Annotated in this window: 24 protein-coding genes; 15 read left to right on the top strand and 9 right to left on the bottom strand. The window is 47.6% G+C overall.

The features are described from left to right. Nucleotides 1-376: 376 nt before the first annotated feature. Both A8O23_RS16340 and A8O23_RS16335 read right to left on the bottom strand, forming a co-directional pair. On the bottom strand, nt 377-3,634 hold the full coding sequence (locus A8O23_RS16340) for a DUF3098 domain-containing protein (RefSeq protein ID WP_153042253.1): 3,258 nt from the start codon (nt 3,632-3,634) through the stop codon (nt 377-379). A gap of 34 nt (nt 3,635-3,668) precedes the next feature. Beyond that, nucleotides 3,669-3,896 (bottom strand): hypothetical protein, encoded by a 228-nt coding sequence (locus tag A8O23_RS16335; RefSeq protein ID WP_153042252.1) that lies wholly within the window; start codon nt 3,894-3,896, stop codon nt 3,669-3,671. Nucleotides 3,897-3,980: 84 nt separating this feature from the next. On the opposite strand from A8O23_RS16335, the gene A8O23_RS16330 reads away from it, so the two are divergent. From A8O23_RS16330 to A8O23_RS16315, 4 genes are all read left to right on the top strand, one after another. Continuing rightward, the gene (locus A8O23_RS16330) at nt 3,981-5,258 is read left to right on the top strand and encodes a sensor histidine kinase (protein WP_066623466.1); all 1,278 of its coding nucleotides are present in this window, start codon (nt 3,981-3,983) and stop codon (nt 5,256-5,258) included. Between the two features lie 72 nt (nt 5,259-5,330). Further along, nucleotides 5,331-5,756 carry a hypothetical protein gene (locus A8O23_RS16325; RefSeq protein ID WP_066623463.1) on the top strand — a complete coding sequence of 142 codons (426 nt, stop codon included), beginning with the start codon at nt 5,331-5,333 and terminating at the stop codon, nt 5,754-5,756. Between the two features lie 47 nt (nt 5,757-5,803). After that, nucleotides 5,804-6,910: a DNA alkylation repair protein gene (locus A8O23_RS16320; RefSeq protein ID WP_066623622.1), complete on the top strand. Its 1,107-nt coding sequence runs from the start codon at nt 5,804-5,806 to the stop codon at nt 6,908-6,910. A 218-nt stretch (nt 6,911-7,128) separates the two neighbouring features. Beyond that, nucleotides 7,129-7,839: a response regulator transcription factor gene (locus A8O23_RS16315; RefSeq protein WP_066623460.1), complete on the top strand. Its 711-nt coding sequence runs from the start codon at nt 7,129-7,131 to the stop codon at nt 7,837-7,839. 51 nt (nt 7,840-7,890) lie between these two features. On the opposite strand, the gene A8O23_RS16310 is transcribed toward A8O23_RS16315, so the two are convergent. Beyond that, the gene (locus tag A8O23_RS16310; RefSeq protein WP_066623457.1) at nt 7,891-8,832 is read right to left on the bottom strand and encodes a hypothetical protein; all 942 of its coding nucleotides are present in this window, start codon (nt 8,830-8,832) and stop codon (nt 7,891-7,893) included. A gap of 366 nt (nt 8,833-9,198) precedes the next feature. Beyond that, a complete protein-coding gene (locus A8O23_RS16305) occupies nt 9,199-11,412 on the bottom strand; it encodes a catalase (RefSeq protein WP_066623454.1) in 2,214 nt (737 codons plus the stop codon). A 418-nt stretch (nt 11,413-11,830) separates the two neighbouring features. Here A8O23_RS16305 and corA point away from each other — a divergent pair, with 418 nt between their 5' ends. From corA to A8O23_RS16265, 7 genes are all read left to right on the top strand, one after another. Beyond that, nucleotides 11,831-12,781, top strand: a complete 951-nt coding sequence (gene corA, locus A8O23_RS16295) for a magnesium/cobalt transporter CorA (protein WP_066623451.1) — start codon at nt 11,831-11,833, stop codon at nt 12,779-12,781. A 56-nt stretch (nt 12,782-12,837) separates the two neighbouring features. After that, nucleotides 12,838-13,638, top strand: coding sequence for a Cof-type HAD-IIB family hydrolase (locus tag A8O23_RS16290; RefSeq protein WP_066623450.1), 801 nt, complete (start codon nt 12,838-12,840; stop codon nt 13,636-13,638). 70 nt (nt 13,639-13,708) lie between these two features. Then, nucleotides 13,709-14,116: a DoxX family membrane protein gene (locus A8O23_RS16285; RefSeq protein ID WP_066623448.1), complete on the top strand. Its 408-nt coding sequence runs from the start codon at nt 13,709-13,711 to the stop codon at nt 14,114-14,116. Nucleotides 14,117-14,195: 79 nt separating this feature from the next. After that, on the top strand, nt 14,196-14,444 hold the full coding sequence (locus A8O23_RS16280; RefSeq protein ID WP_066623446.1) for a hypothetical protein: 249 nt from the start codon (nt 14,196-14,198) through the stop codon (nt 14,442-14,444). Nucleotides 14,445-14,529: 85 nt separating this feature from the next. Next, nucleotides 14,530-14,964, top strand: a complete 435-nt coding sequence (locus A8O23_RS16275; protein WP_066623443.1) for a DUF805 domain-containing protein — start codon at nt 14,530-14,532, stop codon at nt 14,962-14,964. Nucleotides 14,965-15,237: 273 nt separating this feature from the next. After that, nucleotides 15,238-15,774: a gluconate 2-dehydrogenase subunit 3 family protein gene (locus A8O23_RS16270; RefSeq protein ID WP_066623440.1), complete on the top strand. Its 537-nt coding sequence runs from the start codon at nt 15,238-15,240 to the stop codon at nt 15,772-15,774. Nucleotides 15,775-15,777: 3 nt separating this feature from the next. Next, complete coding sequence (locus A8O23_RS16265; RefSeq protein ID WP_066623438.1) at nt 15,778-17,493, top strand: GMC oxidoreductase; 1,716 nt, start codon at nt 15,778-15,780, stop codon at nt 17,491-17,493. A 106-nt stretch (nt 17,494-17,599) separates the two neighbouring features. Here the strand turns inward: A8O23_RS16265 and A8O23_RS16260 are convergent, their stop codons facing one another. The 3 genes from A8O23_RS16260 to tyrS all read right to left on the bottom strand — a co-directional run bounded on the left by A8O23_RS16260 (nt 17,600) and on the right by tyrS (nt 20,048). Beyond that, nucleotides 17,600-18,010: a hypothetical protein gene (locus A8O23_RS16260; RefSeq protein ID WP_066623436.1), complete on the bottom strand. Its 411-nt coding sequence runs from the start codon at nt 18,008-18,010 to the stop codon at nt 17,600-17,602. A gap of 13 nt (nt 18,011-18,023) precedes the next feature. Further along, the gene (locus A8O23_RS16255; RefSeq protein WP_066623434.1) at nt 18,024-18,452 is read right to left on the bottom strand and encodes an STAS/SEC14 domain-containing protein; all 429 of its coding nucleotides are present in this window, start codon (nt 18,450-18,452) and stop codon (nt 18,024-18,026) included. A gap of 372 nt (nt 18,453-18,824) precedes the next feature. Continuing rightward, nucleotides 18,825-20,048 (bottom strand): tyrosine--tRNA ligase, encoded by a 1,224-nt coding sequence (gene tyrS, locus A8O23_RS16250; protein WP_066623431.1) that lies wholly within the window; start codon nt 20,046-20,048, stop codon nt 18,825-18,827. Between the two features lie 209 nt (nt 20,049-20,257). Between tyrS and A8O23_RS21645 the strand changes: the two genes are divergently transcribed. The 3 genes from A8O23_RS21645 (at nt 20,258) to A8O23_RS16240 (ending at nt 22,408) form a co-directional block, all read left to right on the top strand. Beyond that, complete coding sequence (locus A8O23_RS21645; protein WP_161486755.1) at nt 20,258-20,401, top strand: hypothetical protein; 144 nt, start codon at nt 20,258-20,260, stop codon at nt 20,399-20,401. A 283-nt stretch (nt 20,402-20,684) separates the two neighbouring features. Next, the gene (locus A8O23_RS16245) at nt 20,685-21,995 is read left to right on the top strand and encodes a PAS domain-containing protein (protein ID WP_066623425.1); all 1,311 of its coding nucleotides are present in this window, start codon (nt 20,685-20,687) and stop codon (nt 21,993-21,995) included. A gap of 44 nt (nt 21,996-22,039) precedes the next feature. After that, the gene (locus tag A8O23_RS16240) at nt 22,040-22,408 is read left to right on the top strand and encodes a CZB domain-containing protein (RefSeq protein ID WP_066623422.1); all 369 of its coding nucleotides are present in this window, start codon (nt 22,040-22,042) and stop codon (nt 22,406-22,408) included. A gap of 143 nt (nt 22,409-22,551) precedes the next feature. Here A8O23_RS16240 and A8O23_RS16235 read toward each other — a convergent pair whose 3' ends face one another. Next, on the bottom strand, nt 22,552-23,229 hold the full coding sequence (locus A8O23_RS16235; protein WP_153042251.1) for a hypothetical protein: 678 nt from the start codon (nt 23,227-23,229) through the stop codon (nt 22,552-22,554). 138 nt (nt 23,230-23,367) lie between these two features. On the opposite strand from A8O23_RS16235, the gene A8O23_RS16230 reads away from it, so the two are divergent. Beyond that, complete coding sequence (locus A8O23_RS16230; protein ID WP_066623420.1) at nt 23,368-24,465, top strand: type I restriction endonuclease; 1,098 nt, start codon at nt 23,368-23,370, stop codon at nt 24,463-24,465. 114 nt (nt 24,466-24,579) lie between these two features. Here A8O23_RS16230 and A8O23_RS16225 read toward each other — a convergent pair whose 3' ends face one another. Continuing rightward, nucleotides 24,580-25,131 carry an REP-associated tyrosine transposase gene (locus A8O23_RS16225; protein ID WP_066623414.1) on the bottom strand — a complete coding sequence of 184 codons (552 nt, stop codon included), beginning with the start codon at nt 25,129-25,131 and terminating at the stop codon, nt 24,580-24,582. Nucleotides 25,132-25,139: the final 8 nt, after the last annotated feature.

Below are 25,139 nucleotides of genomic sequence, written 5' to 3'. Positions count from 1 at the left end.
GAAACTAGCTGCAATAGCAAACCTTATTACAGCTTTCCCACAAGTAACTTTCAGGATGACAAGAGAGAATATAATACACTTGACAATTCCTTATTCTCTATCAAAGTAAATTCGGAAACAGAAAGACGCCAGCAAAAGGCAGATTCTCCCCTTGAGGGGAGATAAAGAGGGGTGTTTACAAAGGAGAGCACGCATTGTCGATAAATCATTTCCTGAAGGATTGAATCCTAGATAGCATGGAACAATTGTAGGCAATGCGTGGACCGGCAGCTGTAAACACCCCTCTTCGCTCCCCTCAAGGGGAGAATCTCTGCAAAGGCGTAGAGGCGAAGTCTTTGGCAGTTGCAACTCCCTAGTTTACGTTAATTCCCATTTCCTAATTCCCAATTAAACCATACTCCCTCATAAACACCTCCTCCAGCTTCTTCGCTTCTGGCAAACCACCAGCGTAGGCGGCTTGTACTAAGTTCTGCAGCCCGTACAAGTTCAGCTGGCGCTCTCTGAAGAAGTGAGCAGGTTGCGTGCGGTAATAATTCAGCTGTGAGGCAAAACGGTTTGACAACAGGTTTGTCAAGTCTCGGGCTTCTTTGGTCAGTCCGGCTTGGGCGAGGGGCAGCACCAGGCTGGTGCTTTCATAGTTGTGCGGTGCGCCTTTGTCGGGCATGAGTTCCAGGGCTTTAATCAAAACGTGGCGGGCTTGGGCAGTGTCTCCGGCTTGTAAATGCGCTGAGGCCAGCTCCGCAAAATTGCTCCGGTACACCGGCACTATCTGCGTGGTGAAATTTTCCTCATACGGATGGTCATCTTCGGCCAAGCCGGTGTACTGGAAATTCTTTAATAGGCTTTCTTGGGTGCGGGCGCGGTCTACATAAAAGGGAGCCTTAGGGTCTGGGTTTCGGGCGGGCACCAACCGAAGCGCTTGCCCTTCTAACTGCAGGAACGGCTGCAGACCCAGTTCAGCCGTTTCAGAGCCGGTGCTGGCGAAGTAGATAGGTCGTTCCCATTGGTTTGCAGCCAGAACATCGAGCATGAAGAGGTGCTTTTTCTCCAATGCCCCAGCCGTTACTTCCCAGTTCATTACCTCCGGAACCTGATTCGCTCTTTCAGAAGAGACTGTTCCATTTTGCAGGACTGCGTTTCTGTCTACCCGAAGGCTTAGCTTTTTGGTGGGCAGTACACTGAGTGTTCGGCCGTCCTGAGTTTGCACCTGCAGCGCCGGATGGTTCTGTTTTAGCAAGTCCATGTACTGGTTTAAGTCCATGCCGCTGTCTTGCACGCTGGGGTTGGCCATGTACGGCAGGTAATTGTTTTTGCTGAAGGCGTAGTGCGACGGTTCTAATGTGGTGGGCAGCGGTGCTGAGGTGTTCACCTGCCGCATGGCCTGTTCCACGTACCAATCGGTGTTGAGGTAAGTCATTACCAGCACCCGCACATCGGTTCTAAAGCCCTCCACTTTCTGCGCGTACCACAGCGGAAACGTGTCGTTGTCGCCGTTAGTGAACAAGATGGCATTGGGCGCCACAGAACTTAACAAGTTTTTAGCGGATAGGAGAGCGTGGTAGCGGTTAGAACGGTCGTGGTCGTCATAGCCTTCGGCTAAGAGTATGATAGGAACTGAGAATGCCAGAACGGTGGCTATCACCGCTGTCGGAACCGCTGATTTCAGGAACTTGCGTAATCCTTCGGCGAGAGCCAGAACGCCTAAACCAATCCAGATGCTGAAGGCATAGTACGAGCCCGCAAAAGTGTAGTCCCGCTCGCGGGGTTCAATAGGCGGTTGGTTCAGGTACAGCACAATGGCTATGCCCGTGAAAAAGAATAAAAGCGCCACTACCCACGCATCTCTGTTTTGGCGCCGAAATTGGAAAATCAGCCCCAAAACACCTAACAGGAAGGGGAGCTGGAAGAACTGGTTCCGGTACTTGCTGCTGGCCATTGGCTCGGGTACGTCTTGTTTTTGTTTCCAAGGCCATAGCACCCCCGCGCCCTGCACTTCGCTTTCGCGGCCAATGAAATTCCACCCGAAATACCGCCAGTACATGTGGCCCAGCTGGTATTTCCACAGGAAACTCAGGTTCTGCCCGAAGCTAGGTTTCTGGCCCGCCTGTACGTCCACCCACTGCTGGTACGCCCGCAGGTGCACCGGCTGGTCTGAGTACAGGCGGGGGAGCAGGGTTTTGTCTTTGCCATCGTACACACTCTCAAACTTCTGGTCTACCACCACATATTTGCCGTTCTGCGGCGCGTATACCTTACCGGTGTTCTCGTAGCTCTGCGCCTGGGCAGGGAACTGCGGCCCGAACAGCAGCGGCCTTGAGCCGTACTGCTCGCGTTTTAGGTAACTCACGAAGGAGAGAATATTCTCAGGATTGTTTTCGTCAATAGGCGGATTAAAGCCAGACCGTATAGGCACCATCAGGTAAGAAGAATAGCCCACCAACACCAGTACCAGTGCCACCAGTGAAGTGTGCAACAGCGGCTTCTGATGCTGCTTCGCCCAGCGCAGTCCGTACACAATAGCTCCTGCCAGCAAGAGCAAGAACACCACCGCGCCGCTGCCAAAAGGCAAGCCTATGCTGTTCACGAAGAACACCTCAAACGCGCCTGCTATGGACGGAAGCCCCGTAATGACACCCTCCATCACCGCCAGCACCAGCGCCCCGCCAATGGCCAAGGCTGCCACCACGCCACCCTTTGTTAGTTTGTATTTCTTGAAATACACCAGCAGCGCCAACGCCGGAAGCGCCACCAGATTGAGCAGGTGCACACCAATGGAAAGCCCCACCAGATACGCCAGAAACAAGAGCCAACGGTCGGCCTCCGGAGCGTCTGCCTGTTCCTGCCACTTCAGCGCCGCCCACACCACAATGGCCGTAAAAAACGACGACATGCCATAGACTTCGGCCTCTACCGCACTAAACCAGAATGAATCTGTAAACGCAAAGGCCAACGCACCCACCGCCCCGCTGGCTATTAGCAAAATGCGTTGGGCAGGAGTAGGGCCTTCGGCCGAAATGGACATTAGCCGTTGCGCCAGCAGCGTAATGCTCCAGAACAGAAACAGCACCGTTCCCGCGCTACTCAACGCCGACAGAAAGTTCATCCACCACGCCACTTGTGATGTATCACCGAAACTGAACAACGTGAACAGTCGCCCGATGAGCAAAAAGAGCGGTGCCCCTGGCGGATGCGGCACCTGTAGTTTATAAGCCGCTGCAATGAACTCGCCCGTGTCCCAGAAGCTGGTGCTGGGCTCCAGCGTCAGCACATACACTCCCAGCGCCACTAAACCAACAAACCAGCCGGTTAAAGTATCAAGCTTTTGAAATGCGCGCCATGCCGGAGAAACCGTTACTTTTACTTTTGCTGGGAGAGGGGAGTCCTGCGGATGCGTTTCTGGCCTGTTTTTCCTGAAAATGCCCCAAAACGGAAGCGCCAACCCCACTACCACCAGCAACGGCCCCAGCGTGAGCCCCTGAAAGCCGTAACCCTGCGGGTGCGCGTCAGAAGCCATCAGGACAAACCCAAGTGCAATGATACCAATGCCAAGGAGCAGCGGCATGAACTGGCGTTTGGTGAATAGGAAATGTGGTTGTAAAACTGGTTTGCTAGGTGCTTTAATGATGGTACTCATAGTTGTCAGCGCTGTACTTACAGTTCTTGGTTCTCTATATAAATTGCTGTTCGGGATTTGCAATCCCGAATTTGGGTAACTGCGGATTTGTAATCCGCACAAAGGAGGCAGCTAGAATTGCGAAGGGGATTGCAAATCCCCAGTTAAATACTTCCGGATTGCAAATCCGAAAGAGCAAGGGTTCGCAAATCCGGAAGACAACAATGAAAGCAATTTCCTTTGCTAACTCCTTCTCCTTTGCAAACATACCGGCTTCTGTCAAGCACCTAGGTTAATGGTTTGTAAAAAGATGTTAATGAGATGTTAATGCGGTGGCGCAGAGGGAGAAAATCCGTACTTTTAACCCATGAGCAGACGGAAAATCCAAATCATTCTGGTGCTGGCCAGCGTTTCGCTGATGGCCTTGCTGGGCGCGCAACTGGTGTGGCTCACCAAAGCCTACAATGTGCAGGAACGGGAGTTCAACCACAGCGTGCAGGTGGCCCTGACCAATGTGGCCGACCAACTGCTGACCCAGCTGGGGCAAACGGCCTCTGCCAAGCCCATTCAGCAAGTAGCTTCTAATTTCTTCGTGGCCGAACTGAACGCGCCGGTAGACCCAACCGTGGCCGCGGCGCTGCTACAACAAGAACTGGGTCGACGGAAACTGCAGGAACCGTATGAATTCGGTTTGTACAACAGTCTGGATGATACGCTCATGTTTGGCCAGTTTGTGCCTGCTACGCAGCAAATTTCCTCCGCCAAAGAGCCTCAAACAGTGATACGTCATGAGAATGAAGGGGCAGTGCCGATGTACAATCTGGCAGTGGTGTTTCCCTCCAAAACCTCGTTTATTCTGAAGGAAATGGAGTTCTGGTGGTACAGCACCGGTGCCTTGCTGCTGGTGGTGCTGTTCTTCGCCTACACCATGATTCAGATTCTGCGCGAGAAGCGGTTAGCCGAACTCAAGACAGATTTCATCAACAACCTCACCCACGAACTGCAAACCCCTATTACCAATATCGGACTGGCCAGCGAGGTACTGCGCAAACGCGCCGAAACCTTGCCCGCTGAAAGGCTCACCCGTTACCACGACCTGATTCATTCTGAAAACGAAAGGCTGCGGGCGCAGGTGGAGCGGGTACTTCAGATGGCTACCATGGAAAGCCGGGAGCTGGCCCTGAAGAAAGAAGCGGTTGACCTGCACGCTCTTTTGCAGCAAACCTCAGAGAACCTGTCGCCGCGTTTGCAGCAGCGTTCTGGTCAGCTTAGGTTAGATCTACAGGCCACCCAGTCGTTGGTGCACGCCGACAGCCTGCACGTGGCCAATGCGCTGTACAGTTTGCTGGACAACGCCGAGAAATATTCGCCGCAGGCCCCGAAGATTGAAGTGAGCACCCAAGACGTGGAGCAAGGTATTCTCATCAGCATCCGCGACCATGGCATCGGTATCAAGAAAGAATTCCAGAAGTTTTTGTTTGACAAGTTTTACCGCGTGCCCACCGGCAACGTGCATGACGTGAAGGGTTTCGGCTTAGGGTTGAGCTATGTAAAAGCCATCATGGACGCGCACCACGGGCAAGTGACGGTTGAGAGCGCCGAGCAGCAGGGAACGTGTTTTAGATTGGTGCTGCCGGTGAGATAAAGATTAGCTGAATACGCTTAACTTTATCATCAATCCAATTGAGGATTTAAAATAACATTAAGCTATCTTGAAATGAATGCGAATAATATATTATTGATAAGTGCTCTAATATTATTTTGTAGTTGCGATTGGGGTAGAACCCCTAGTAAAAATAGATTTCAAACAGCTGCAGATATAATTATTCCTACAGACATTCAAATTATACAGGATGAGTACCAAGATATGTGGCAAGATTATGCCATTATATATAAAATCGGACTTACTCCGGCAAGTACTACTCAATTGATCAAAAGTATACATAAGTCAAAATATTACGATCCAGTAAAAGCGAAAAGTAGCATCTTAAAAGCTGGCTCAGAGAGTTACAATGGTGTTAGTGGAGAATGGTTAGATTCAGAAGATGGTTATCTCTTTCAGGGAAAGGAGGGGCGTACATTTTTTTCTATTGAACTAGACACAGTTAATCGGGAAGCTATCTTCAAAGAACTAGCGGATTGATTTATATAAAATAGTTGAAAATTAGCCTCAAAACAGAAACCCGCACCATGCCAACCCCTCTTAAAGAAGTATACTCTCCGCAATTTTTTGACGGCTTCACTAAAGTACTGCAGAAGGTAGTGCCAACTGTTGACCCGGTAGAATTCAAGCGGCAAATCTTTGCGGAGGGCTGGGAAGCGAAAGAACTGAAGGAGCGTATGCGGCATACGGCGCAGGTGCTACACCATTTTCTGCCGCAAGAATTTCCGGAAGCGGTGCGGCTCATTTTGCAGTCCATAAACCAACTGAAGGCAGAGCAGTTTCCAGTACGGCATGTGGAGTTCATGTTCTTTCCGGATTATGTGGAGCTGTACGGGCTGGATGATTTGGAAACGTCTACCATGGCCATGGAACAGATTACCCAGTTCATCAGCTGTGAATTTGCGGTGCGGCCGTTTCTTCTCAAGTACCCAGAACAGATGATGGCGCAGATGCTGGCGTGGTCTAAGCATGAGCACCATGCGGTAAGACGGTTTGCCAGCGAAGGTTGCCGGCCTAGATTGCCGTGGGCCATGGCGCTGCCGTTCCTGAAGAAAAATCCGTCGCCCATTCTACCCATTCTGGAAAACCTGAAGAACGACCCTTTTGAGTTTGTGCGCCGAAGTGTAGCCAACAACTTGAACGATATTTCCAAAGACAATCCGGAGCTGGTACTGGAACTGCTGGCCCAGTGGAAAGGCCAAACGCCGGAAGCGGATTGGGTGGTAAAACACGGCTGCCGTACCTTACTGAAACAGGGGCATACGGAGGTGCTGAAGTACTTCGGGTATGAAGGAGATGCACAGTTGGCACTACAAGACTTTAAAGTGCTCACGCCCGAGGTGTCGTTGGGTAAAGACTTGCTATTCTCGTTCGTGCTACAAAATACCTCAGACCTTCCGCAGAAGGTACGGCTGGAGTATGGCGTGTATTATCAGAAGGCGAACAAATCATTGGCGCGGAAGGTGTTTAAGATAAGTGAGCGGGAGTACGCGCCGGTAGAGAAGGTGGCCATCACGCGCAAGCAGAGCTTCAAATATATTACTACCCGCAAGTACTACACCGGTCCGCACCGCGTGTCACTTATTGTGAACGGGCAGGAGAAAGACATTGCTGATTTTGTAGTGGTGAATTAAACCATTGATAAGCGCTAAGGTTGTTTGCAATGTTTACGTTTTAACTCTTTAATTTTTTCTATGGCGCAAGCGTCCGCTTGTGCCAACTATGCAGAGTAGTAATACGTGCGGACTCAAGCGGACGCTTGCGCCAGAAAATAACTTTCTTTGCAGTACAAGACACTACACTAATCTACCAAAATCTAGAATCTAACGTCTAATATCTATAGTCTAACAAAATGCCGCACATCCTCATTGTAGAAGACGACCCAAATCTTGGTTTCCTGCTGCAGGACGGCTTGGAGAGCGCTGGCTATGCTGTGACTCTGTGCACGGACGGGGAAGCTGGGTTAGCGGCGGCGACAGGGGAAACGTATGACCTTTGCGTACTGGACGTGATGTTGCCCAGGCTAGATGGTTTTTCTCTGGCGCAGGAACTACGGAAAAAAAAAGCACAGGTACCCTTCATGTTTCTGACTGCCAAAGCCATGAAAACGGATAGATTGCAAGGCTTTGAATTGGGATGTGATGATTACCTGACCAAGCCCTTCGGGTTGGAGGAACTGGTGTACCGGGTAAAGGCAATTTTACGGCGCACCACCCGCCAAGTAGATGCTGCCTCTGCCTCTTCAGCTGTTCAACCGGCAGAGGATATGTTCAGAATTGGAGCCTCTACCTTAGAATTCAAGAACCTGCAGCTGCACGTAAATGGTCAGACCCACACGCTCACTGATAGAGAAGCTGAACTGTTACGGCTGTTTGCGCAGAACCCTCATCAACTATTGCGCCGCGAAGAAATTCTACAGCGACTGTGGCAAGACGACGGTTATTTTGTAGGCCGAAGTTTAGACGTGTTTATCTCGCGTTTGCGCAAGTATCTACAGCCAGACTCCAACGTGAAAATTACCACAGTGCACGGGCGCGGTTATAAGCTAGAGGTGGCGGAATAAAAGTGTTTTGGAGCTGTTTTTAGAAAAACAGGCCAAAAACAAATCACTAACTCAGTTCTTCTGCTGCTCCTCTTTTTTTTCCTCGGCCTCTTCTTTGGCTTTTTTGGTTTCTTTGATCTTTTTTAGTTGCTGCTTAATGTTGACGGAACCAGTTTTTTCTCCGCTCATTTCAACAGTGCCCACCACCTCACTTTTAGGCTCTATCACAGAATGCATGGTCATGTGGTAAGGCCAATCTTTGTCCCCGAAGATGGTTTTAAAGGTAGTCTTGATTGGGTTCTTTACGTCTGAGGTGGCTACCACTTGCACAGGGGTTTTGCTCTGCGCTTTAATAAGGTAATCTTTCTTCAATTTTCCGGAGGTGAAAACGTAATCTTTCAGCTTCATTTTTATGTCATAGCGCCGAACGTAAAAATCAAAGTGGTTTGGGTTGTCAATAACCATGGTCATAAGCATCTCCATGTTGTCCAGCCCAAAATCAGTAATCTTCACGTCTACCAATTCTTGGCCGGGCAGGGCCGGAATAATCATTTCAAGGTCTTGGTCTATGTCAAGTTTCTGCCGGCCGAAGAGCGGCATGTCAGTATACGCGTCAATATGCGCCTGCACCTTGCCACCCTCTTTTACCTGCCGCCGCACCAGTTCACGGGTAACGTTATGGTTCATGGTAACGGGGAGCTTGAGGACTTGGGTTTGACCTTTCTGTTCAGCTTTAGAAAATGTCTTTTTCCCTTTGGCGATGCTGATGCCGTACAGCCTGAAATCATAGGCCACGCTGTCCACAAAGCCCGATAACAGAGATGGTTTCACTTCGGCCAACATTTGCATGGTAGCGTTCTGTTCGTCCAGCTTCACATCGGTCACGCGCAGGTTGTCAATCTCTGGGGCGAAAAACGAGACCAGTTTACGGGTGGGAGTGAGGGCAAATACTAATACGCCAGCTACCAGAATGACCAGCAGTACCGTCAGTAGAATCTTCAGCCCCTTTTTCATCTTGGTAAAGTTTTAGGTGATGTGGCGAATAAAGTCCCTTTTCAGCAAACGCATCTAGGAAATCTTGGTTAGTGAGGACATGACAATTAGGTGTTTATTCTGATAGGTCAGCGGTTTCCTAAAACAAGGCTGGGGTAAAATGCAAGAGAAGCTGTTTTGGAGCTGCATTATTAAAAATAGCCCAAAAACAGCTTCTCTTGTATAAAGTTTGCCTGCGGCGGAGCCTCTTCTATGATTTTCTGAGAACAACAGAAGCTAACTAGTGTAGAAAACTGCTGATTAGTTTATTTTCATTTCGGATAATAACAGAAATCCCCACCAAATCTCTAGTGGGGATTTTCTTTAGATTAGCAGAAGAAGCTGGAATTAGGCCGGTATCATGGCTTTTTCTTCGCGTTCCCAGTGGCGGTACTCGCCCAGGCTTTCCAGGAAACTGCTCACGAAGCTTTTGACATCAGCGCCGGTGCCGGCCGTTACCACTCCTTTGCTGGTGGTAACGCTGCTGGCTTCTGGCTGCACAAAGTCTACACCCTGAATGTGGGAGGACTGCAGCAACTCAATGCCCTCGCCTAGGGCCGCAATGGTTTTGCAGTGCTTGAAAGCCTCATTCACAAAATGTAGGGCATCGCCTTGTTTTTTCATGGCCTCCACACTTTCTTTTCCCGCTGGAATAAGAACAGCATCAAACATGATTGAAGCAGTGGTAACGTGGTTTTTATCAACCTCCAGCTCATTTCCGTTCTTCCCTTTCAGTTTACCGAAGAACTTGGAGACGATTTTAGCTTCCACGCCCTCGGCCTTCAGAGCTTCTTTGATCTGCATTACCTGCTCCGCATCCACACCGTGGTCCGCCAAAACGGCTATTTTTAAGGTGGCTACGGTTTTCTTTTTGCCTTTTTCCTGGCTCAGCGCCGGCGACTCATCTACCATTTTTTTGGAGGAGAGTTTTTCTTTGAACGAGGCGAGGGTGCTTTTTACCTTTTCAGCCACTGAACCCGTTGGAACTTCAACGCCTATGCCCTCGGCCACCATGGCCGCAAGATCCAGATCTACGTGGGCCAGGTTGTGCACCATCCGCTCGCGCACCGCCAACGTTTCCACTTTGCCCAGCTCAAAATGTAAGGCACTGACAATATGCTTTTTCTCAGTTTCAGTCATGGAGTTCCAGAAGAGCGTGGCTTGGCTGTAGTGGTCATCAAAGCTTTCGCTCCGTTTCCTGATTTTGTGACCTTCCACTTTTTCCATGTAATGCACATAGCCGCCCATTTTTTCCGGTGCCATCATGGGGCATCCGCCGCCCAGGGAGTTAGGGGTATAGTTCACTTTTCCTTTGTTGATGGTGTGGCGCATGAAGCCGGCCCCGTTTACATTGTGAACCGGTACCACTGGTCGGTTGATAGGCACCTCCACAAAATTGGAGCTGTGGAAACGGTTTAACTGGGTATCTAGGTAAGAGAACAGGCGGCCCTGCAGCAATGGGTCATTGGTCACGTCAATGCCCGGAACCAGATTGCCCGGGTGAAATGCAACCTGCTCGGTCTCGGCGAAGAAGTTGTCTGGGTTGCGGTTGAGCACCATTTTACCGATGGGTGTGATGGGTACCAATTCTTCTGGGATTAACTTTGTTGGGTCTAGTAAATCGAAGGCGAACGCGTGCTCATCTTCTTCTTCCACAATCTGCACACCTAATTCAAATTCAGGGTAATTTCCTTCTTCAATGGCTTCCCATAGGTCGCGGCGGAGCCAGTCGGCATCTTTTCCGGCCAGCTTCTGGGCCTCGTCCCACACCAGAGATTTTACCCCCAACATGGGTCGCCAGTGGAGCTTGACAAAACGGCCTTTGCCTTCCTCGTTGATAAACCGGAACGTGTGCACGCCAAAGCCCTCCATCATTCTAAAGCTGCGCGGAATAGCTCGGTCAGAGAGAACCCACATGAGCATGTGAGTGCTTTCGGGCATGAGCGAGGCAAAGTCCCAGAAATTATCGTGCGCCGCCGAGGCTTGGGGCATTTCATTGTGCGGCTCGGGCTTAATAGAGTGCACTAAGTCCGGGAACTTGATTCCATCCTGAATAAAGAAGGGTGGCATGTTGTTGCCTACCAGATCATAGTTACCCTCAGCAGTGTAGAATTTGGTGGCGAAGCCGCGCACGTCACGCACGGTGTCAGCGGAGCCACGGGAGCCAACCACGGTAGAAAACCGTACAAACACGGGTGTACGGCGGTTAGGCTCGGTTAGGAACTTGGCCTTGGTGTATTTTTTCATGGAATCATCATAGGCCTGGAAATAGCCGTGGGCGCCAGAGCCGCGGGCGTGTACTATGCGCTCCGGAATAGACTCATGGTCAAAGTGGGTCATCTTCTCCCTCAGGTGAAAATCTTCCAGAAGCGTAGGCCCACGGTCACCGGCGGTGAGGGAGTTGTCGGTATCGCTGATGCGCAGGCCTTGGTTGGTGGTGTAATACTGCTCCTTTGGGTCTTCCCGAAAGGCTTCCAATTGCTGGTTTTTGCTGTTTTCATCTACCTTGTCAGGGTCAAAGGTAGTTTGAGGCTTGTCATTTTTTTTCTCGTTGTGATCCATGAGTCAATTGGTTTGGTGTGTGAAGAAAAGGCGCATTACGTGCTGGAGATAGCACAGGAATTATGGTGAAAGAGAGTAAACCAGTAAAGCTAATGTTAGGAATACGGGCTAAATCAACAGCTAGTTGTATTAAAATCAGTATAATTTATATTAAAACCATATTAAAATTGGATAATCAGAAGATCGTGCAAGTTTACGAGGTGGTAAAGAGAGCTGCGGAGGGCATTTTCTTTGATAAAGATTGCCAGCACACAAAACCTAACGGTATGTTGAGTAGTTAGAGCAAATGGCGTAGCCATACATAGCCTATTCTTTGAACAAACGGGGCTGCCCGCAATCAAAGATTTAATTAGTAGGTTTGCAGAGGAAAAGGGCAACAGCCGAAGAAGAGGACTGACAGGGCAACACCAAGAGCGACATGATCAGAAATTTCTACTTAAGAAAAGACGAACTTCATTGGGAGAAAAACCCAGATGACTTTGACGGAGAGGAGAAGGGGCGTATCATTTGGGTAGACCTGCAGGCACCCTCAGACCATGAGATGCGTCGGGTAGAGGAAGAGTTCGGTATTGAGTTCTTTACCCCGCAGGAGGCCGCCGAGATTGAGAGCAGTTCGCGCTATTATGAAGACGATAGCTTACTGGAGGCCAACGCAGCTTTTGTGATGCACCAAGACGGCGGCTACATTACCCGCCAGGTTTCCTTCATACTCAAAGACGATGTATTGTTTACCCTGCGCCGCACTGAAATGAAGTCGTTTGGGGAAACGGTACGCAAGATGAAGACTTTCAAGGGAACCACCATTAAGGCCATCCAGATTTGGCTTTTGCTCCTGGAAACCCAGATTGACAACGATGCCGACTTTATTGAGCTCCTCACCCGCAAAACCAACCTTGTAAGCAAGCGGCTGGTAAAGGAAAAGTCAATTGAAGAGGAAGTGCTGCTGCGTATTTCAGAACTGCAGGAAAACACCATTCAAATTCGCGAGAGCATTGTAGATAAGCAAAGGCTGGTGTCTTCGCTGCTGCGGTCTTTTATAGTAGAAGAGCCCGAGAAGGACAGGCTGCGCATTGTCATCAAAGACATTGGCTCCCTTTTGCAACATACCCAGTTCAGTTTTGAGCGGCTAGAGTACCTGCAGAACACGTTTCTGGGTTTGGTGAACATTGAGCAGAACCAAGTTATCAAAATATTTACCGTGGTAACGGTGGTGTTCATGCCGCCCACGCTTATTGCCAGCATTTACGGCATGAACTTCGATTTTATGCCGGAGCTGCGGTGGCGGTTTGGTTACCCTTTTGCCTTGGTGCTCATGCTGCTTTCTTCCATGGCGTTTTTGTGGTACTTCAAGCGGAAAAAGTGGCTTTAGTTTCTACTGGAGCTTGGCGTGGCGAATAGCCTGGCTAACTTCTCTAAATGTATTCAATGGATTTTTCAAACATAAAACTCATAGCCTCCGACATGGACGGCACCCTGCTGGACCCCCAGCACCAACTTAGTCCCGATTTCTATCCTGTTTATGAGGCGCTCAAAGCCAAGGGGATTCTGTTTGCCGCCGCCAGCGGAAGGCAGTACTACAACTTGCTGAACCTGTTTGAGCCTATCAAGAATGACATTGTGTTCATGGCCGAAAACGGAAGTTATACCGCTTTTCAAGGGGAAGAGATTTTGGTGCAGGCCATGCCGCTGGAAACAACCCAGCAGCTTCTGCAGAAAGCCCGAACAGTACCCGGCGTTTACATTGTGCTCTGTGGCAAGAAAACGGCTTATGTAGATAATACCGCGCAGGAGTTTATGGACCAGGTAAAGCTTTACTATGACGAGGTGCAGGTGGTAGAGGATCTGTTACAAATAACCGATGATGAGTTTCTTAAAATTGCCATCTGTGATTTAGCCGGATCTGAAAGTAACAGCAACACCTACTTTCAGGAAGAAAGAACGCACTTGCAGGTAACTGTTTCGGGTAAAATCTGGCTGGACATCTGCCACAGAGAAGCGAATAAGGGTGTTGCCCTGCAGGCCGTGCAGAAGAAATTCGGCATAACGCCGGAGCAAACCATGGTGTTCGGTGATTATTTGAATGACCTCAAAATGATGGACCATGCCCACTTCTCTTATGCCATGGAAAACGCGCATGAAGACATAAAACAGGCCGCTAAGCTCAGAGCCAAAAGCAACACCCAAAACGGAGTGGTGGAAGTGCTGCGGCAGGTTGCAGGGGAGTAGAGGTCAAAAGGAAAAGCTGTTTATCATCTATTTTAAGAAAAAGAGCCCCCAAACACTTACCCTTTTTAGCATGAAGAATGCCTCACTAGCCTTTCTGTTTGCCCGTCTGCCTATAGCATTGAGTTTTTTTGGGCACGGGCTGGTTCGGTTGCCAAAGCTTGACAAATTCAGCAGCTGGATGGTGGGGCTGTTCCAGGATTCTATGCTGCCCACGGCTTTGGTGCAGCCTTTTAGCTACTTCTTGCCTGTTGCCGAATTGGTCATTGGGTTGTTGCTGGTGCTTGGCCTTTTCACCCGCCAGAGCTTAATAGCCGGTGCCCTGGTGGTGCTGGCTCTTATTTTCGGCTCGTGCCTTTTAGAGGAATGGCAGAACGTATTTGTGCAAATGATGTACGGCCTGTACCTGGCGGGGCTGCTGCTGTTTGTGTCAGATTGGAATCAGTATTCCTTTGATGCCAAACTGCGCCGGAGCCGGTAGCGTTTTGGGCCTGCTTTCCGGAAAACAAACCTAAAACGCTCCAGCCGTATAGGTAAGCATATCAGTTAATTTTATGGCTATGGACGAGAGACTAGTAGCGGCAGTAAACGAGGCCGTACAGAAAAAGAAATTCCTGAAAATACAGTACCGCACCGAACTGCATGAGTACCTCACCGTCACCACCATGATAAAAAAAGTGGAGGAGAAAGATGGGGCCTTGACGCTGGAGCTGGTAACTGGGCAGGAAGTTCTGTTTGACCAATTGGTAAAAATAGGCGACGTGGCATCTGACAGTTACAACAGCCGCGACTTTACCTGCGATTGTTAACCGTTAAATCTGCTTACCGCTGCGGCTTGACTTTTCAGAGGAATAGAAGTACTTTAGAAGAAGAAGCAAAATCAGCAAGCCCAGCATGTTCAGAAATCCTTTCTCTTTTTCCGGCAGAATAAGAAGGTTAGAGTACGGACTGTCTTACCTTGTCTTCTTCTTGTTCGGGGTATTGCTCACGTACCTTACTGAGTCTGGAGGTAGTGTCATTGTGCTGGGTTTTCATCCTCTAACCAACCTCCAAAACTATTTGTCGTCTGCCACAGACTCACTGGAAATTGTGCTAGTGCTGGCCCTGAACGTACCCTTTCTGTGGTTTATTCTAGCTCAAGGTGCAAAACGAAGCCATGATATGGGCACCTCAGGTTGGTTACAGCTAATTCCTTTTTTTATGCTGGTTTTATTGTTCTGGGAGGGAGATCACAAAAAGAATAAATTCGGCCAACCTCCCGGATTTGATGAAAAAGTGCTGGAAGATTTGAATGATGAATTCTGGCAAAAGGAGCCTGTTCAGAAATAGCAAATAACCCATTGAGCCGCTTGACATGAAACAGCGTTTTAAACCTGTATTTCTAAAAATAGGGCTAAAACAGACAGTTTTTACTTCTTCCTGAATTACAGAAGGCGTAGGAAGTAGTTTTACAATTCCTTTATTTATGCTACTGAAATAATGCGAATCAGTAAGTAAAGCGGTTAAGTCTAGCATATATCTTAAAAATTTTGTAACATAGTGGTTCCGCCACGGGCTAATCTTGCCCTGGTGATTAACTTGACATGTACATAAGGGGAAAATATGGATAGGCGTTCCGCTGTAAAAGGCATTCTTATTTTAACCGGAGGGCTAATTGTGGTGCCGTCTTGCGTGATGGAAGACGGAAGAGCATCCATTCCGCTCCGGCACCTGGAGGTGAGCCAGACGCAGGAAAAACTGCTCGCTGAGGTGGTAGAAGTTCTTCTTCCGGCCACAGAAACACCCGGAGCCAAAGACCTGGGTCTGCACCTGTTCACGCTGGACATGGTAGATGATTGCTACTCCCCCAAAGAACAGAAAGATTTTATGCGTGGAATGGAGGTTTTCCAGAAAATAACCAAAAAGCAGTTAGGAAACTCTTTTCAAGAAGCCACTCCGGAGCAACGGCAGAGATTGATTGCTGAAGTAAACGCCGGGAAAGCACCTGAAGAGGTGCTGGCCTTTTATTCTATTTTGAAAAAACAAACCATTAAAGGGTATCTTAATTCAGAACTGGTCATGACCAAGCTTCGCAAGTATGAGTTAGTACCCAGCCGATACGTGGCAGTGCACCCAGTAACCACCGCCTCAATAAGCTAAGCCATGGCCAATTTGAATACAGAAAGTAAAAAGCAGCGCACGTATGACGCCATTGTCATAGGTTCAGGCATAAGTGGCGGTTGGGCAGCCAAGGAATTCACTGAGAAAGGCCTGAAAACCTTGGTGCTGGAACGTGGCCGCGATGTAAAGCACAACATAGATTACCCCACCACAAATAAAATGCCCTATGAATTTGAGCATAGGGGAGAGGTGCCGCATGAAATACGGGAGAAAAACCCAGTGGTGAGCCGCTGCTACGCGTTCCGGGAAGATGCCATGCATTTTTTTGTGAAGGACGAGGAGCAGCCCTATGTGCAGGAAAAGCCATTTGACTGGATACGCGGCCAGCAGGTAGGCGGTAAGTCGTTGCTATGGGCTCGGCAAACCCAACGCTGGAGCGACTTCGACTTTGAAGGCCCTGCGCGAGATGGTTTTGCGGTAGACTGGCCTATCAGGTACAAAGATCTGGCACCGTGGTACAGCCACGTAGAAAAATTTGCCGGTATCTCCGGAAATACCGACGGTCTGCCTGAATTGCCAGACGGTGATTTTCTGCCAGCTTACCCGCTGAACAGCGTTGAGAATTATTTCAGCCAGTCGCTCAGAAAGAACTATGGCAACCGGCATGTCATCAGTGCCCGCTGCGCGCACTTGTCAAAGCCTAACCAAATACATTTTGACCAGGGCCGGGCGCAGTGCCAGAACCGAACGCTTTGCCAGCGCGGCTGTCCGTTTGGGGGCTATTTCAGCAGCAATGCTTCTACACTGCCATGGGCTGAAAGAACTGGTAACCTGACGCTGCTGCCGCATTCGGTGGTGGAATCAGTGCTGTATGACGAGCAGGCCGGAAAAGCCACGGGCGTGCGGGTAATTAACGCCCAAACTAAAGAAGCAACAGAGTATTACGCGCCGGTTATTTTTGTAAACGCCTCGGCTTTCAACACAAACCAGATTCTGCTCAACTCCACCTCGTCCCGTTTCCCGAATGGATTGGGCAATGACAATGGTTTGCTGGGCAAGTACGTGGCCTTCCATAACTACAGAGCCAGAATAAGGGCGGAATATGAGGGACTTCAGGAGTTCACCACCGATGGCCGTAACCCTGCCGGCGGTGGCTATATCCCGCGCTTCCGGAACCTGCACCGCCAGGAAACAGACTTTTTGCGTGGCTACGCAGCAGGTTTCAATGCCCAGCGGGGTTTGGTGGAAGATACTTCTGGTTTTGGTGTAGAATTGAAAAAACAGCTCCTAAACCCAAGGTTAGGCAACTGGGAAGTACAATCGCACATGATGGGCGAAACAATTCCGAAGGAAGAAAGTCAGTTGAGTTTGAGCAAAGACCAGAAAGACGCCTGGGGTATACCGCTTCTGAACATCTCCATTGGCTATGATGACAATGACGAGAAGATGGTAGCCGATTACCTGACCCAGATGGAGGAAATGTTCACCAAGGCAGGCTTTACTAACATTCATAAATCAGATTCAAAGCAGGCCCCGGGGCTGGATATACACGAAATGGGTGGCGTACGCATGGGCAATGACCCTAAGACCTCGCTGCTGAACAAATACAACCAGCTGCACGCTTGCCCCAATGTGTACGTAACAGACGGCGCTTGCATGACCTCCACCTCCACTCAAAACCCATCGCTCACGTACATGGCTTTAACGGCCCGTGCGGTAGACCATGCGGTAGGGGAGCTGAAGAAGCAGAATATCTAGAAAAAAACCGGGTCCTGTTTTAGGCCTGCTTTCATGAAAACAGCCCCAAAACAGGATCAGGTTTATAAAGTGCTATAACTAAAACTTCAATGCCGAGGGCTCTGTCTTAAACAGACATTAGCCATTGTTCGGCTTGCTCTTCGCTTTTGAAGGTTCTTATCTCAAATTCGTCATCAATGCGCTGAATCAAAGATTCAACGGTGAGGGTGGCGAAAATACTGGCGGGTACTACGTAAGCCAAATAGCGCAGACCGGCTTTCCGCATAGCGGGTGCCCATTCATTTTCGGCCCATTCCAAGGCCATGTCCCATGAGCCTATGACATGCTCATTACTGTTCATGAGTTTGTTATAAGGCTTTTCTTTGATTAAGCTCAACATTTTGTAACCGCCGTCTTTCACGGTCTCTTCACTCTGCACTCCGTACCAATAGGCATACAGAATGGATTTGTCTTCTTTTCTGCCGGCTCTGAAAAAAACGTCACCAAAGACCTTTTTAAGTTCTATCTGCTCTTCCATTTTGTTGCCTTACCTAAATTAAACTGGAACCATTATGAAGGGAATACTTTCTGAGCCAACGGCTTGCCTCTTCCAGATTATCAAAAACATTAATCTTGAAGGCTTTTACGTTAGAGTAGAAGTTCTCGGCCGAAGTCTGAGCAAAGGTCTCTGGGGCGGTCACCATGGCAAAGTGCCTCACTCCGGCAGCCGCGGCCTGCACGCTCCATTCGTTCACCACCCAGTCTAGAGAGTGGTCCCAACTACCTACTACCTTGGTAGTGTCATTTAGTACGCAGCTAAACCCAGTGTCTTTAATGACTTTGGTGTAAGCCAAGGCGCCAGCCTTTATATTTTCTTCTGTTAAATACCCCGACCAGTCGACAAAAACCCAGCGGTTTTCATGATCCTCGGTAATCGTTAAAAAAACCTTGTCAAATATATTGCGAAGTTCTTGGGTCATAGGTTGATGATAAGCGGACGGTGCTGGTTGAACTTTTTCCACTGTAATGAAACATTTATCTTACAATGATTTTATAGAAGATGTATTTCAGGCTTCTGGCTAAATGCGGCCTATTTACCCAACACTTTACGAACAGGCAAGTAATGCCACATGCAGTCTTAAATCAAGTGCACCTACGCAATTCAGGAAGAAAGGATATGCAGTTACATGAAAATAATCAATGATTTAGAAATGGCTTGTGGAGCTGATTTGATTATTGGTCAACTTGTACGCTGATAGGAGCATAGGTGACATATGTGTAAGCTTCTGTTTTAGAGCCGTTTTAAGAAAAACAGCTTTAAAACAGAAGCTTAATTTGCTTTGAAAGGGTACTTAGGAAAGAACCTCAAAAAAGCCCCTTTTTCCAATACGTACTTTTACTGGGAAGCTGCTGGGTTCTAAGCTACTTTGGGCATAGGTTACTTTTAGGCCATTCACTGTCACGCTACCGGCTTCTATTAACTTTTTCAGGTTAGACCGGCTTTCTTCAGGTTTAAGGCCTTTGCACAGGTCAATCAGCCGCAGGTTTTCAGAAATGCCTAAACCAAGGGTGACCAAAGAAACAGTAATGAATTCTTTCTCATCAAAGCGCTTGTTCTGAAACTGGTTCTGGAAAAAGTCTTGAGCCTGCTGCGCCTCATCTGTGCTGTGGTATTGGGTAACTACGTTCAACCCTACCAGTTTCTTTATGTTCATCGGGTTTTCGCCCTGTTGCAGTCTGTCTAACAGTTCCTGCTTTTCAGACTTGCTGAAGTCAGTAGTGAGGTGCAGGTACTCAGGCAGCAGCGCGTCTGGAATTGACATAATTTTACCGAACATTTCGTTGGGATGGTCAGTGAGACCTACAATGTTGCCTTCAGACTTGCTCATTTTGGCAGATCCATCTATTCCCCTGAGCAAGGGCATGCATACTACTGCTTGCCCGGTGCTGCCAGCGCTTTCCTGCATTTGGCGGCCCATGGAGCAATTAAACAATTGATCGGTTCCGCCCATTTCAATGTCTGCGTGTATAACTGAAGAGTCAAAACCCTGCAGCAGCGGGTACACCAGTTCATGCAGAGAAATGGGCAGACCGCTGGTAAAGCGGTTGTTGAAATCAGTGCGCTGCATGATCTGGGCTAAGGTCACCTGAGACAGCAGCGAAATAGCCGCAGTCATGTCCATGGCGCCCAACCATTCTGAGTTGTACCTGATCACGCATTTGCTTACGTCCAGAATTTTGGAGAGCTGGTTCACGTACGTCTGCGCGTTTACCTTTACTTGCTCCGAACTCAGCGGCGGCCTCGATTTATTTTTGCCGGTAGGGTCACCAATGCGGGCCGTGAAATCACCAATAATAATGACAATGGTGTGTCCCAGCTCCTGAAACTGCCGGAGTTTCTTGAGTACCACCGCGTGGCCCAGGTGCAGGTCTGGGGCGGTGGGGTCAAAGCCCAGCTTGATGATCAGCTTCCGGTTTTCTTTTTCAGCCAGAGCCAGTTTTTCCTCTAAGGCGTTGTCTGGTAGAAAAATCTCTACGTTTTCTTTTAGAAGTTGTACTTGTGCGGTTGCGTCCATTTTGTAAAAGTGATTTTGAGAAAAAATGTAGTTGGAGGCGCAAGACACGGCTGGGCAAAAAGCAAGAAAGCCCAGGTCCGTGAACCTGGGCTTCTGTATTGAAAGGTGTTATTATTTCAAATCAGGCATAGTTTTCCCAGGCTACGGCTATTTTGCAATAGGTAGAGTAGGCTGAGTACTTATAAAACGTAAGCTGGTGTAGCGTCATTTTGAATGCCGAAATATTTTGCAAAGGAAGCGGGTTTAGTGAAGAAATGCAAGTTTCTGTTTTCGGCCTGTTTTCTGAAAAGGAAGCTAAAAACAACAATGCTGCGCCGAAGCCGCATGCTTCAGCTTTTATTTTTTTGAGCTAATAACATTTGTTGAAATGACCAAGGCGTAGGATAAGTGTTCGTTTGATTATTTGGTTCAAACAAAAAACCAAATATTACGTTAGCGCCAAAACCAGTAGTGTAGCGTTGTATATAGTTGTCTATTAATAAAGAAAATTTTAGCCAGTTCAGCAGGTGTTCTTCTTATAGTAGCTGGGTATTTCAGTGCCGCATGAAAATAATTCAAGAATAACCTCCGTACTAGTTAAGTTTATTCTAACTTTACTCAATCAGCTACAGTGAGTGTTAAATAAAAAGTAATTCAATGGATCAAGCCTTCGCTCAAGAGAATACAAATCTAAAAGAGGTAGAAAAAGCTCTTGAAAATCAGCTTAAGATAACAAACACCATTACTGATAACGCAACGGTAGCCCTTTTCATGATGAATGATAAAGGGTTTTGCACTTTTATGAACCCCGCCGCTGAGAAAATGACAGGGTTTTCACTAGCTGAAGTGCAGGATAAACCGTTGCATTACTTCATACACCACCATCACCCAGACGGTAGCCCTTACCCTATGGAAGATTGCCCCATTGACAGGGCGTTACCTACCAACAACAATGTGCGGGCTCATAAAGATATGTTCATCCGGAAGGACGGAACGTTTTTTCCAGTGAGTTGTGCCGCCAGCCCCATATTTGAAAACGGTGTGCCGGTGTCTACAGTTATTGAGGTAAAAGACCTGACCGAAGAAGTCGCCTCAGAAAAAGCACTGCGTGAAAGCGAGGAGAAGTTCAGGTTTATGGCCGAGTCTCTGCCGCAGATGTTCTGGACCACCCGGCCAGACGGTTACTGTGACTATTACAACCAGAAGTGGGTAGAGTATTCTGGGCTTTCTATGGAGGAACTCTACGGGTATGGCTGGATTGAGATAGTGCACCCCGATGATAGAGAAAAAGCAAGTGCCGCCTGGCGCAAAGCAGTAGAATCTAAAACAGATTACCAGGTAGAGTACCGCGTACGCCGCGCAGACGGCAAGTACAGATGGCATTTAACCAAAGGCCTTCCTCGTTTGAATGAGAAAGGCGAGGTAATTATGTGGGTGGGAAGCACCACTGACTATCATGAACAGAAGTCATTGGTAGAAGAGTTAGTTTCAACCAATGAAGAACTGGCGGCCTCTTTTGACCGTGAGGTAGCAGCTTCATTACAAGTAGAGACCCAACGGCAGATGTTGCATGACCTGTTTATGGAGGCGCCCGCGCTTATTGCCATACAGCGGGGCCCAGAGCATGTGTATGAACTAGTGAACCCCAATTACCAGAAATTAGCCCCCGGCCGTGAGTTCTTAGGCAAAACGGTAGAAGAAGCATGGCCTGAGCTGAAAGCGCAGGGCTTCTTTGATTTGCTAGACAACGTGTACAAAACCGGTGAGCCATTTATTGGAAAAGAGCTTTTGGCTAAGATTGACAGACACGGCACCGGCGAGATGATTGACACCTACTATAATTTTGTATACCAGGCTTTTAAAGAAGATGGAAAAATAGTAGGCATTGTTACCTTTGCCTTTGAAGTAACCGACCTTGTAGAAGCCAAGCAAAAGCTACAAGAAAATAAAGAAAATTCTTCAAAGTAAACCAGTTCACCAGTATTTGTGTTGCCTATACACAACCCCCATTTATGCTATATACCCAGGTGAACCTTGAGCAATTTGACATTCAGCAGGCCCGAATAAAATTTATTTTATTCAAGTCAAAGCTGCGGGCTATTCTGTACGGCGGGGATTTAGACGATGCTGTTCTTTCTCCCCGTGAAAATGCCTTTGGTAAATGGTTGTACAGTGAAGCTCTGCAAAAATTAAGTAACAATGCTGAGGTAAGAGAACTGGAAAAGCTTAACATGGCCTTTACAAGAAAGGCCAGCGAACTGATCAGTTTGTACCGAAAAGGTAAAATTGAAGAAGCGCGTACTGGACTAAGAGAGATAGAAGAGTATGAAGAAGACTTGCTACGTTTATTGTCTCTTCTGCAGCGTAATACAGCCGCTTAAGTACTAAACACCATATAAACAAAAAGGTGGGCAAACGCCCACCTTTTCTGTTTATATGGTGTTCCAGATTACAATAATTTTACCAGAAAGCGAGATAGTAATTGTTTTGGCCTTGGTTTCAGAAAAACAGGCTAAAAACCCATTTAACCACGCCAATACTCCACCAGCAGAAAAATGGCGTAAATCCAGCTATTGTAGAGTACGGTGTAGAGTAGTCCGTAGCCAATGCTGGAAAAGAATTTACCTTTGGTTTGGTGGCTGTGCCGAAACACCAGGCGCAGTGCTCTGAAGAAGATCCAGTACAGCATGGCTATAAAAGCGAATATTGCCACCAGCAACACTTCACCAAACAAGAACAGCACCACGCTCAGCACCACGGCTGCCGCTACCCAGGCTAACACACCTACAATAACCGCTACAAAACCCTCTCCGTCTCCAAAGTCTCCAAAGTCAAAGCTGCTCCCACCACCACCAGAGTCTGTAGAGCTGCTCTTGGAGAAGGAGGGTAATAATCCAGACACATCTATTAGGTTGCTGCTGCTTTGCCCACTGTTCTTATTCTTTCGCCTGAACGGAATTTTGTCTGTGACTCTGCCCAAGGTATCTCTGAGCTTCACGCCCCGGTATAGACCAGAACACACAAAGGCAAAGAATACAACTGAAAGCAGCGTAGTGGAAAGCAGCGAGTTCTGGAAAAATGTATGGTGCCGACCAAGCCCGAATAGGTAAACTCCTAAAACGGTCATTCCTAGCACCAGTAAAGTGAGAGTGAAAACGGTGGTGGAGTTGAGGAGGGGGCGGGAGGACAGCTTTATTAACATCTTGTATTTTAGGTCAATAGTGATTTGTGATTAGTGATCAATTAGCAAGTATAAATCTCATATTTCTTAGGATATTCAAAAATAAATATTTACCTTTTTTTATATAGATAAATTTTTATTAACCTAAACAATACAACTATGGATTTTCAGGACATTATAAAGGCATTGGGCGAGAAAGTCTCGCGTATGCAAGATTCGATTCATACTGAAGAGGCCACTAAAATGGCTTTCGTCATGCCATTCATTTCAGCATTAGGATATGATGTTTTTAACCCAATGGAAGTAGTTCCTGAATTCATAGCTGATATAGGTATAAAGAAAGGAGAGAAAGTTGATTATTGCATTTTCAAAGACGGAGCTGCGTCAATCATCATTGAATGCAAACATTGGAAAGAAAAGCTTGATGTGCACAATTCGCAGTTACATAGATATTTTCACGTCACCTCAGCCCGTTTTGGCATTCTGACTAATGGTGTAGTTTATAGGTTTTACACAGACTTAGTAGAGCCGAACAAAATGGATGACAAACCGTTTTGGGAGTTCAACATTACAGAAGTAAGCGAGCAGGCTATCTTTGAACTGAAGAAATACCACAAAGCCCAGTTTAGCGTAGAGAATATTTTAAGTTCAGCCACAGAGCTTAAATATGCTAAAGAGATTAAGCGCATCATGTTGGAGGAAATGGCAAACCCCACGGATGTGTTTGTAAAGCATTTTGCTCGCCAAATAGTATCTGGGGCTATGACTGCTAAAGTACTGGAACAATATACGGGGCTCGTGAAAAAGTCTATCAATGGGCTTATAAGTGAAATGATAAGCGACAGACTTAAATCAGCTCTTGCCTCTGAAGAAGACAGAAACTTTGTGCAAACAAGAGTAGAAGACGAAAAAACCGTTCATCCAGCTAATCCTGAACCGGCCAATAAAGTGACTACTACTGAAATGGAAAAAGAAGCCTTCTATATTGTTCGCTCCATTCTTAGAGGAAGTATAGACGCCAGCCGTATTTATCATCGTGATACCCAAAGTTATTTTGGAGTTTTATTAGACGATAATAACCGTAAACCCATTTGTAGGCTGAATTTGGAAGGAGCGAAGAAATCAATTACTCTCTTTGATGAATTAAAGAAAGAATCACGACATGAGCTGCAAAGCCTAGATGACATTTACGCTCACGCTGAGCAACTGATCAATACTGCCATGAGCTATGATTTGAAATCTGTTTCGTTAAACTAAGATTATACCCATGGTAGAAATATAAGAAAGTAGAAAGAGTCTGGCTTGAGTAGAAGAACCCTACTAAGCCAGACTCTTATTACTATGGCGCGGAAGTTACTTCCGTGCCTTTTGTCATTCTATAAAAGATACTGCTATTAGTCCTTTACCGCCTGCGTAGTCAGTGGCACTACTAAAGACATAAGCTTCCGCCTCGCTTACAATTCCAGTCGCTACCGGATTCTGATGAATGTAGTCTAAGCACCGTTGCTGCTGATCATTATTGGTCAACTCCACTGGGTGGTATTGGTTCTGCCAAAACTGGTATTTCAGATGTTTGGAGCTTCCTGCTGCGGCTTCCTTTAAGATGGATAACATCCAGTCTTTTCTGCTCTCCTGTATGTTCTCCTGAATAGCCCGTACCAATGCCACTGAGGTGTATTTCTTGAAATCACGAATTATGTCTGCCAATGCCATGCCACCATCTGTGCCTAACGCTAAGTGCAAGTGATTGGTCATGATGCACCATGCATAGATGATCAACCCTTTTTTCTGTTGGCAGTAGCGCAGGCTTTCAACAAGTATGTCTTTATACTCCCGCCGTGTAAATACATCAACCCACTGAACTACCGCAAAGGTGACAAAATAGATTCCTTCAGGATTTTTAGCTTTGTACTTTTCGCTCATAGCTAGCT

It is taken from the genome of Rufibacter roseus, from assembly GCF_001647285.1.
GTDB lineage: Bacteria > Bacteroidota > Bacteroidia > Cytophagales > Hymenobacteraceae > Nibribacter > Nibribacter roseus.
Note: the sequence above shows the minus strand (reverse complement) of the source record. Positions and strands in the feature narration are given on the sequence as shown.

Excerpts from the sequence above, each read along its gene's own strand:
- A8O23_RS16305 (WP_066623454.1), bottom strand. The coding sequence starts at position 11,412 with ATGGATCACAACGAGAAAAAAAATGACAAGCCTCAAACTACCTTTGAC.
- tyrS (WP_066623431.1), bottom strand. The coding sequence starts at position 20,048 with ATGGACGCAACCGCACAAGTACAACTTCTAAAAGAAAACGTAGAGATT.
- A8O23_RS16245 (WP_066623425.1), top strand. The coding sequence starts at position 20,685 with ATGGATCAAGCCTTCGCTCAAGAGAATACAAATCTAAAAGAGGTAGAA.
- A8O23_RS16315 (WP_066623460.1), top strand. The coding sequence starts at position 7,129 with ATGCCGCACATCCTCATTGTAGAAGACGACCCAAATCTTGGTTTCCTG.
- A8O23_RS16225 (WP_066623414.1), bottom strand. The coding sequence starts at position 25,131 with ATGAGCGAAAAGTACAAAGCTAAAAATCCTGAAGGAATCTATTTTGTC.
- A8O23_RS16265 (WP_066623438.1), top strand. The coding sequence starts at position 15,778 with ATGGCCAATTTGAATACAGAAAGTAAAAAGCAGCGCACGTATGACGCC.
- A8O23_RS16270 (WP_066623440.1), top strand. The coding sequence starts at position 15,238 with ATGGATAGGCGTTCCGCTGTAAAAGGCATTCTTATTTTAACCGGAGGG.
- A8O23_RS16240 (WP_066623422.1), top strand. The coding sequence starts at position 22,040 with ATGCTATATACCCAGGTGAACCTTGAGCAATTTGACATTCAGCAGGCC.
- A8O23_RS16330 (WP_066623466.1), top strand. The coding sequence starts at position 3,981 with ATGAGCAGACGGAAAATCCAAATCATTCTGGTGCTGGCCAGCGTTTCG.
- corA (WP_066623451.1), top strand. The coding sequence starts at position 11,831 with ATGATCAGAAATTTCTACTTAAGAAAAGACGAACTTCATTGGGAGAAA.
- A8O23_RS16255 (WP_066623434.1), bottom strand. The coding sequence starts at position 18,452 with ATGACCCAAGAACTTCGCAATATATTTGACAAGGTTTTTTTAACGATT.
- A8O23_RS16285 (WP_066623448.1), top strand. The coding sequence starts at position 13,709 with ATGAAGAATGCCTCACTAGCCTTTCTGTTTGCCCGTCTGCCTATAGCA.
- A8O23_RS16340 (WP_153042253.1), bottom strand. The coding sequence starts at position 3,634 with ATGAGTACCATCATTAAAGCACCTAGCAAACCAGTTTTACAACCACAT.
- A8O23_RS16320 (WP_066623622.1), top strand. The coding sequence starts at position 5,804 with ATGCCAACCCCTCTTAAAGAAGTATACTCTCCGCAATTTTTTGACGGC.
- A8O23_RS16290 (WP_066623450.1), top strand. The coding sequence starts at position 12,838 with ATGGATTTTTCAAACATAAAACTCATAGCCTCCGACATGGACGGCACC.
- A8O23_RS16235 (WP_153042251.1), bottom strand. The coding sequence starts at position 23,229 with ATGTTAATAAAGCTGTCCTCCCGCCCCCTCCTCAACTCCACCACCGTT.
- A8O23_RS16310 (WP_066623457.1), bottom strand. The coding sequence starts at position 8,832 with ATGAAAAAGGGGCTGAAGATTCTACTGACGGTACTGCTGGTCATTCTG.
- A8O23_RS16260 (WP_066623436.1), bottom strand. The coding sequence starts at position 18,010 with ATGGAAGAGCAGATAGAACTTAAAAAGGTCTTTGGTGACGTTTTTTTC.
- A8O23_RS16280 (WP_066623446.1), top strand. The coding sequence starts at position 14,196 with ATGGACGAGAGACTAGTAGCGGCAGTAAACGAGGCCGTACAGAAAAAG.
- A8O23_RS16230 (WP_066623420.1), top strand. The coding sequence starts at position 23,368 with ATGGATTTTCAGGACATTATAAAGGCATTGGGCGAGAAAGTCTCGCGT.
- A8O23_RS16275 (WP_066623443.1), top strand. The coding sequence starts at position 14,530 with ATGTTCAGAAATCCTTTCTCTTTTTCCGGCAGAATAAGAAGGTTAGAG.
- A8O23_RS16325 (WP_066623463.1), top strand. The coding sequence starts at position 5,331 with ATGAATGCGAATAATATATTATTGATAAGTGCTCTAATATTATTTTGT.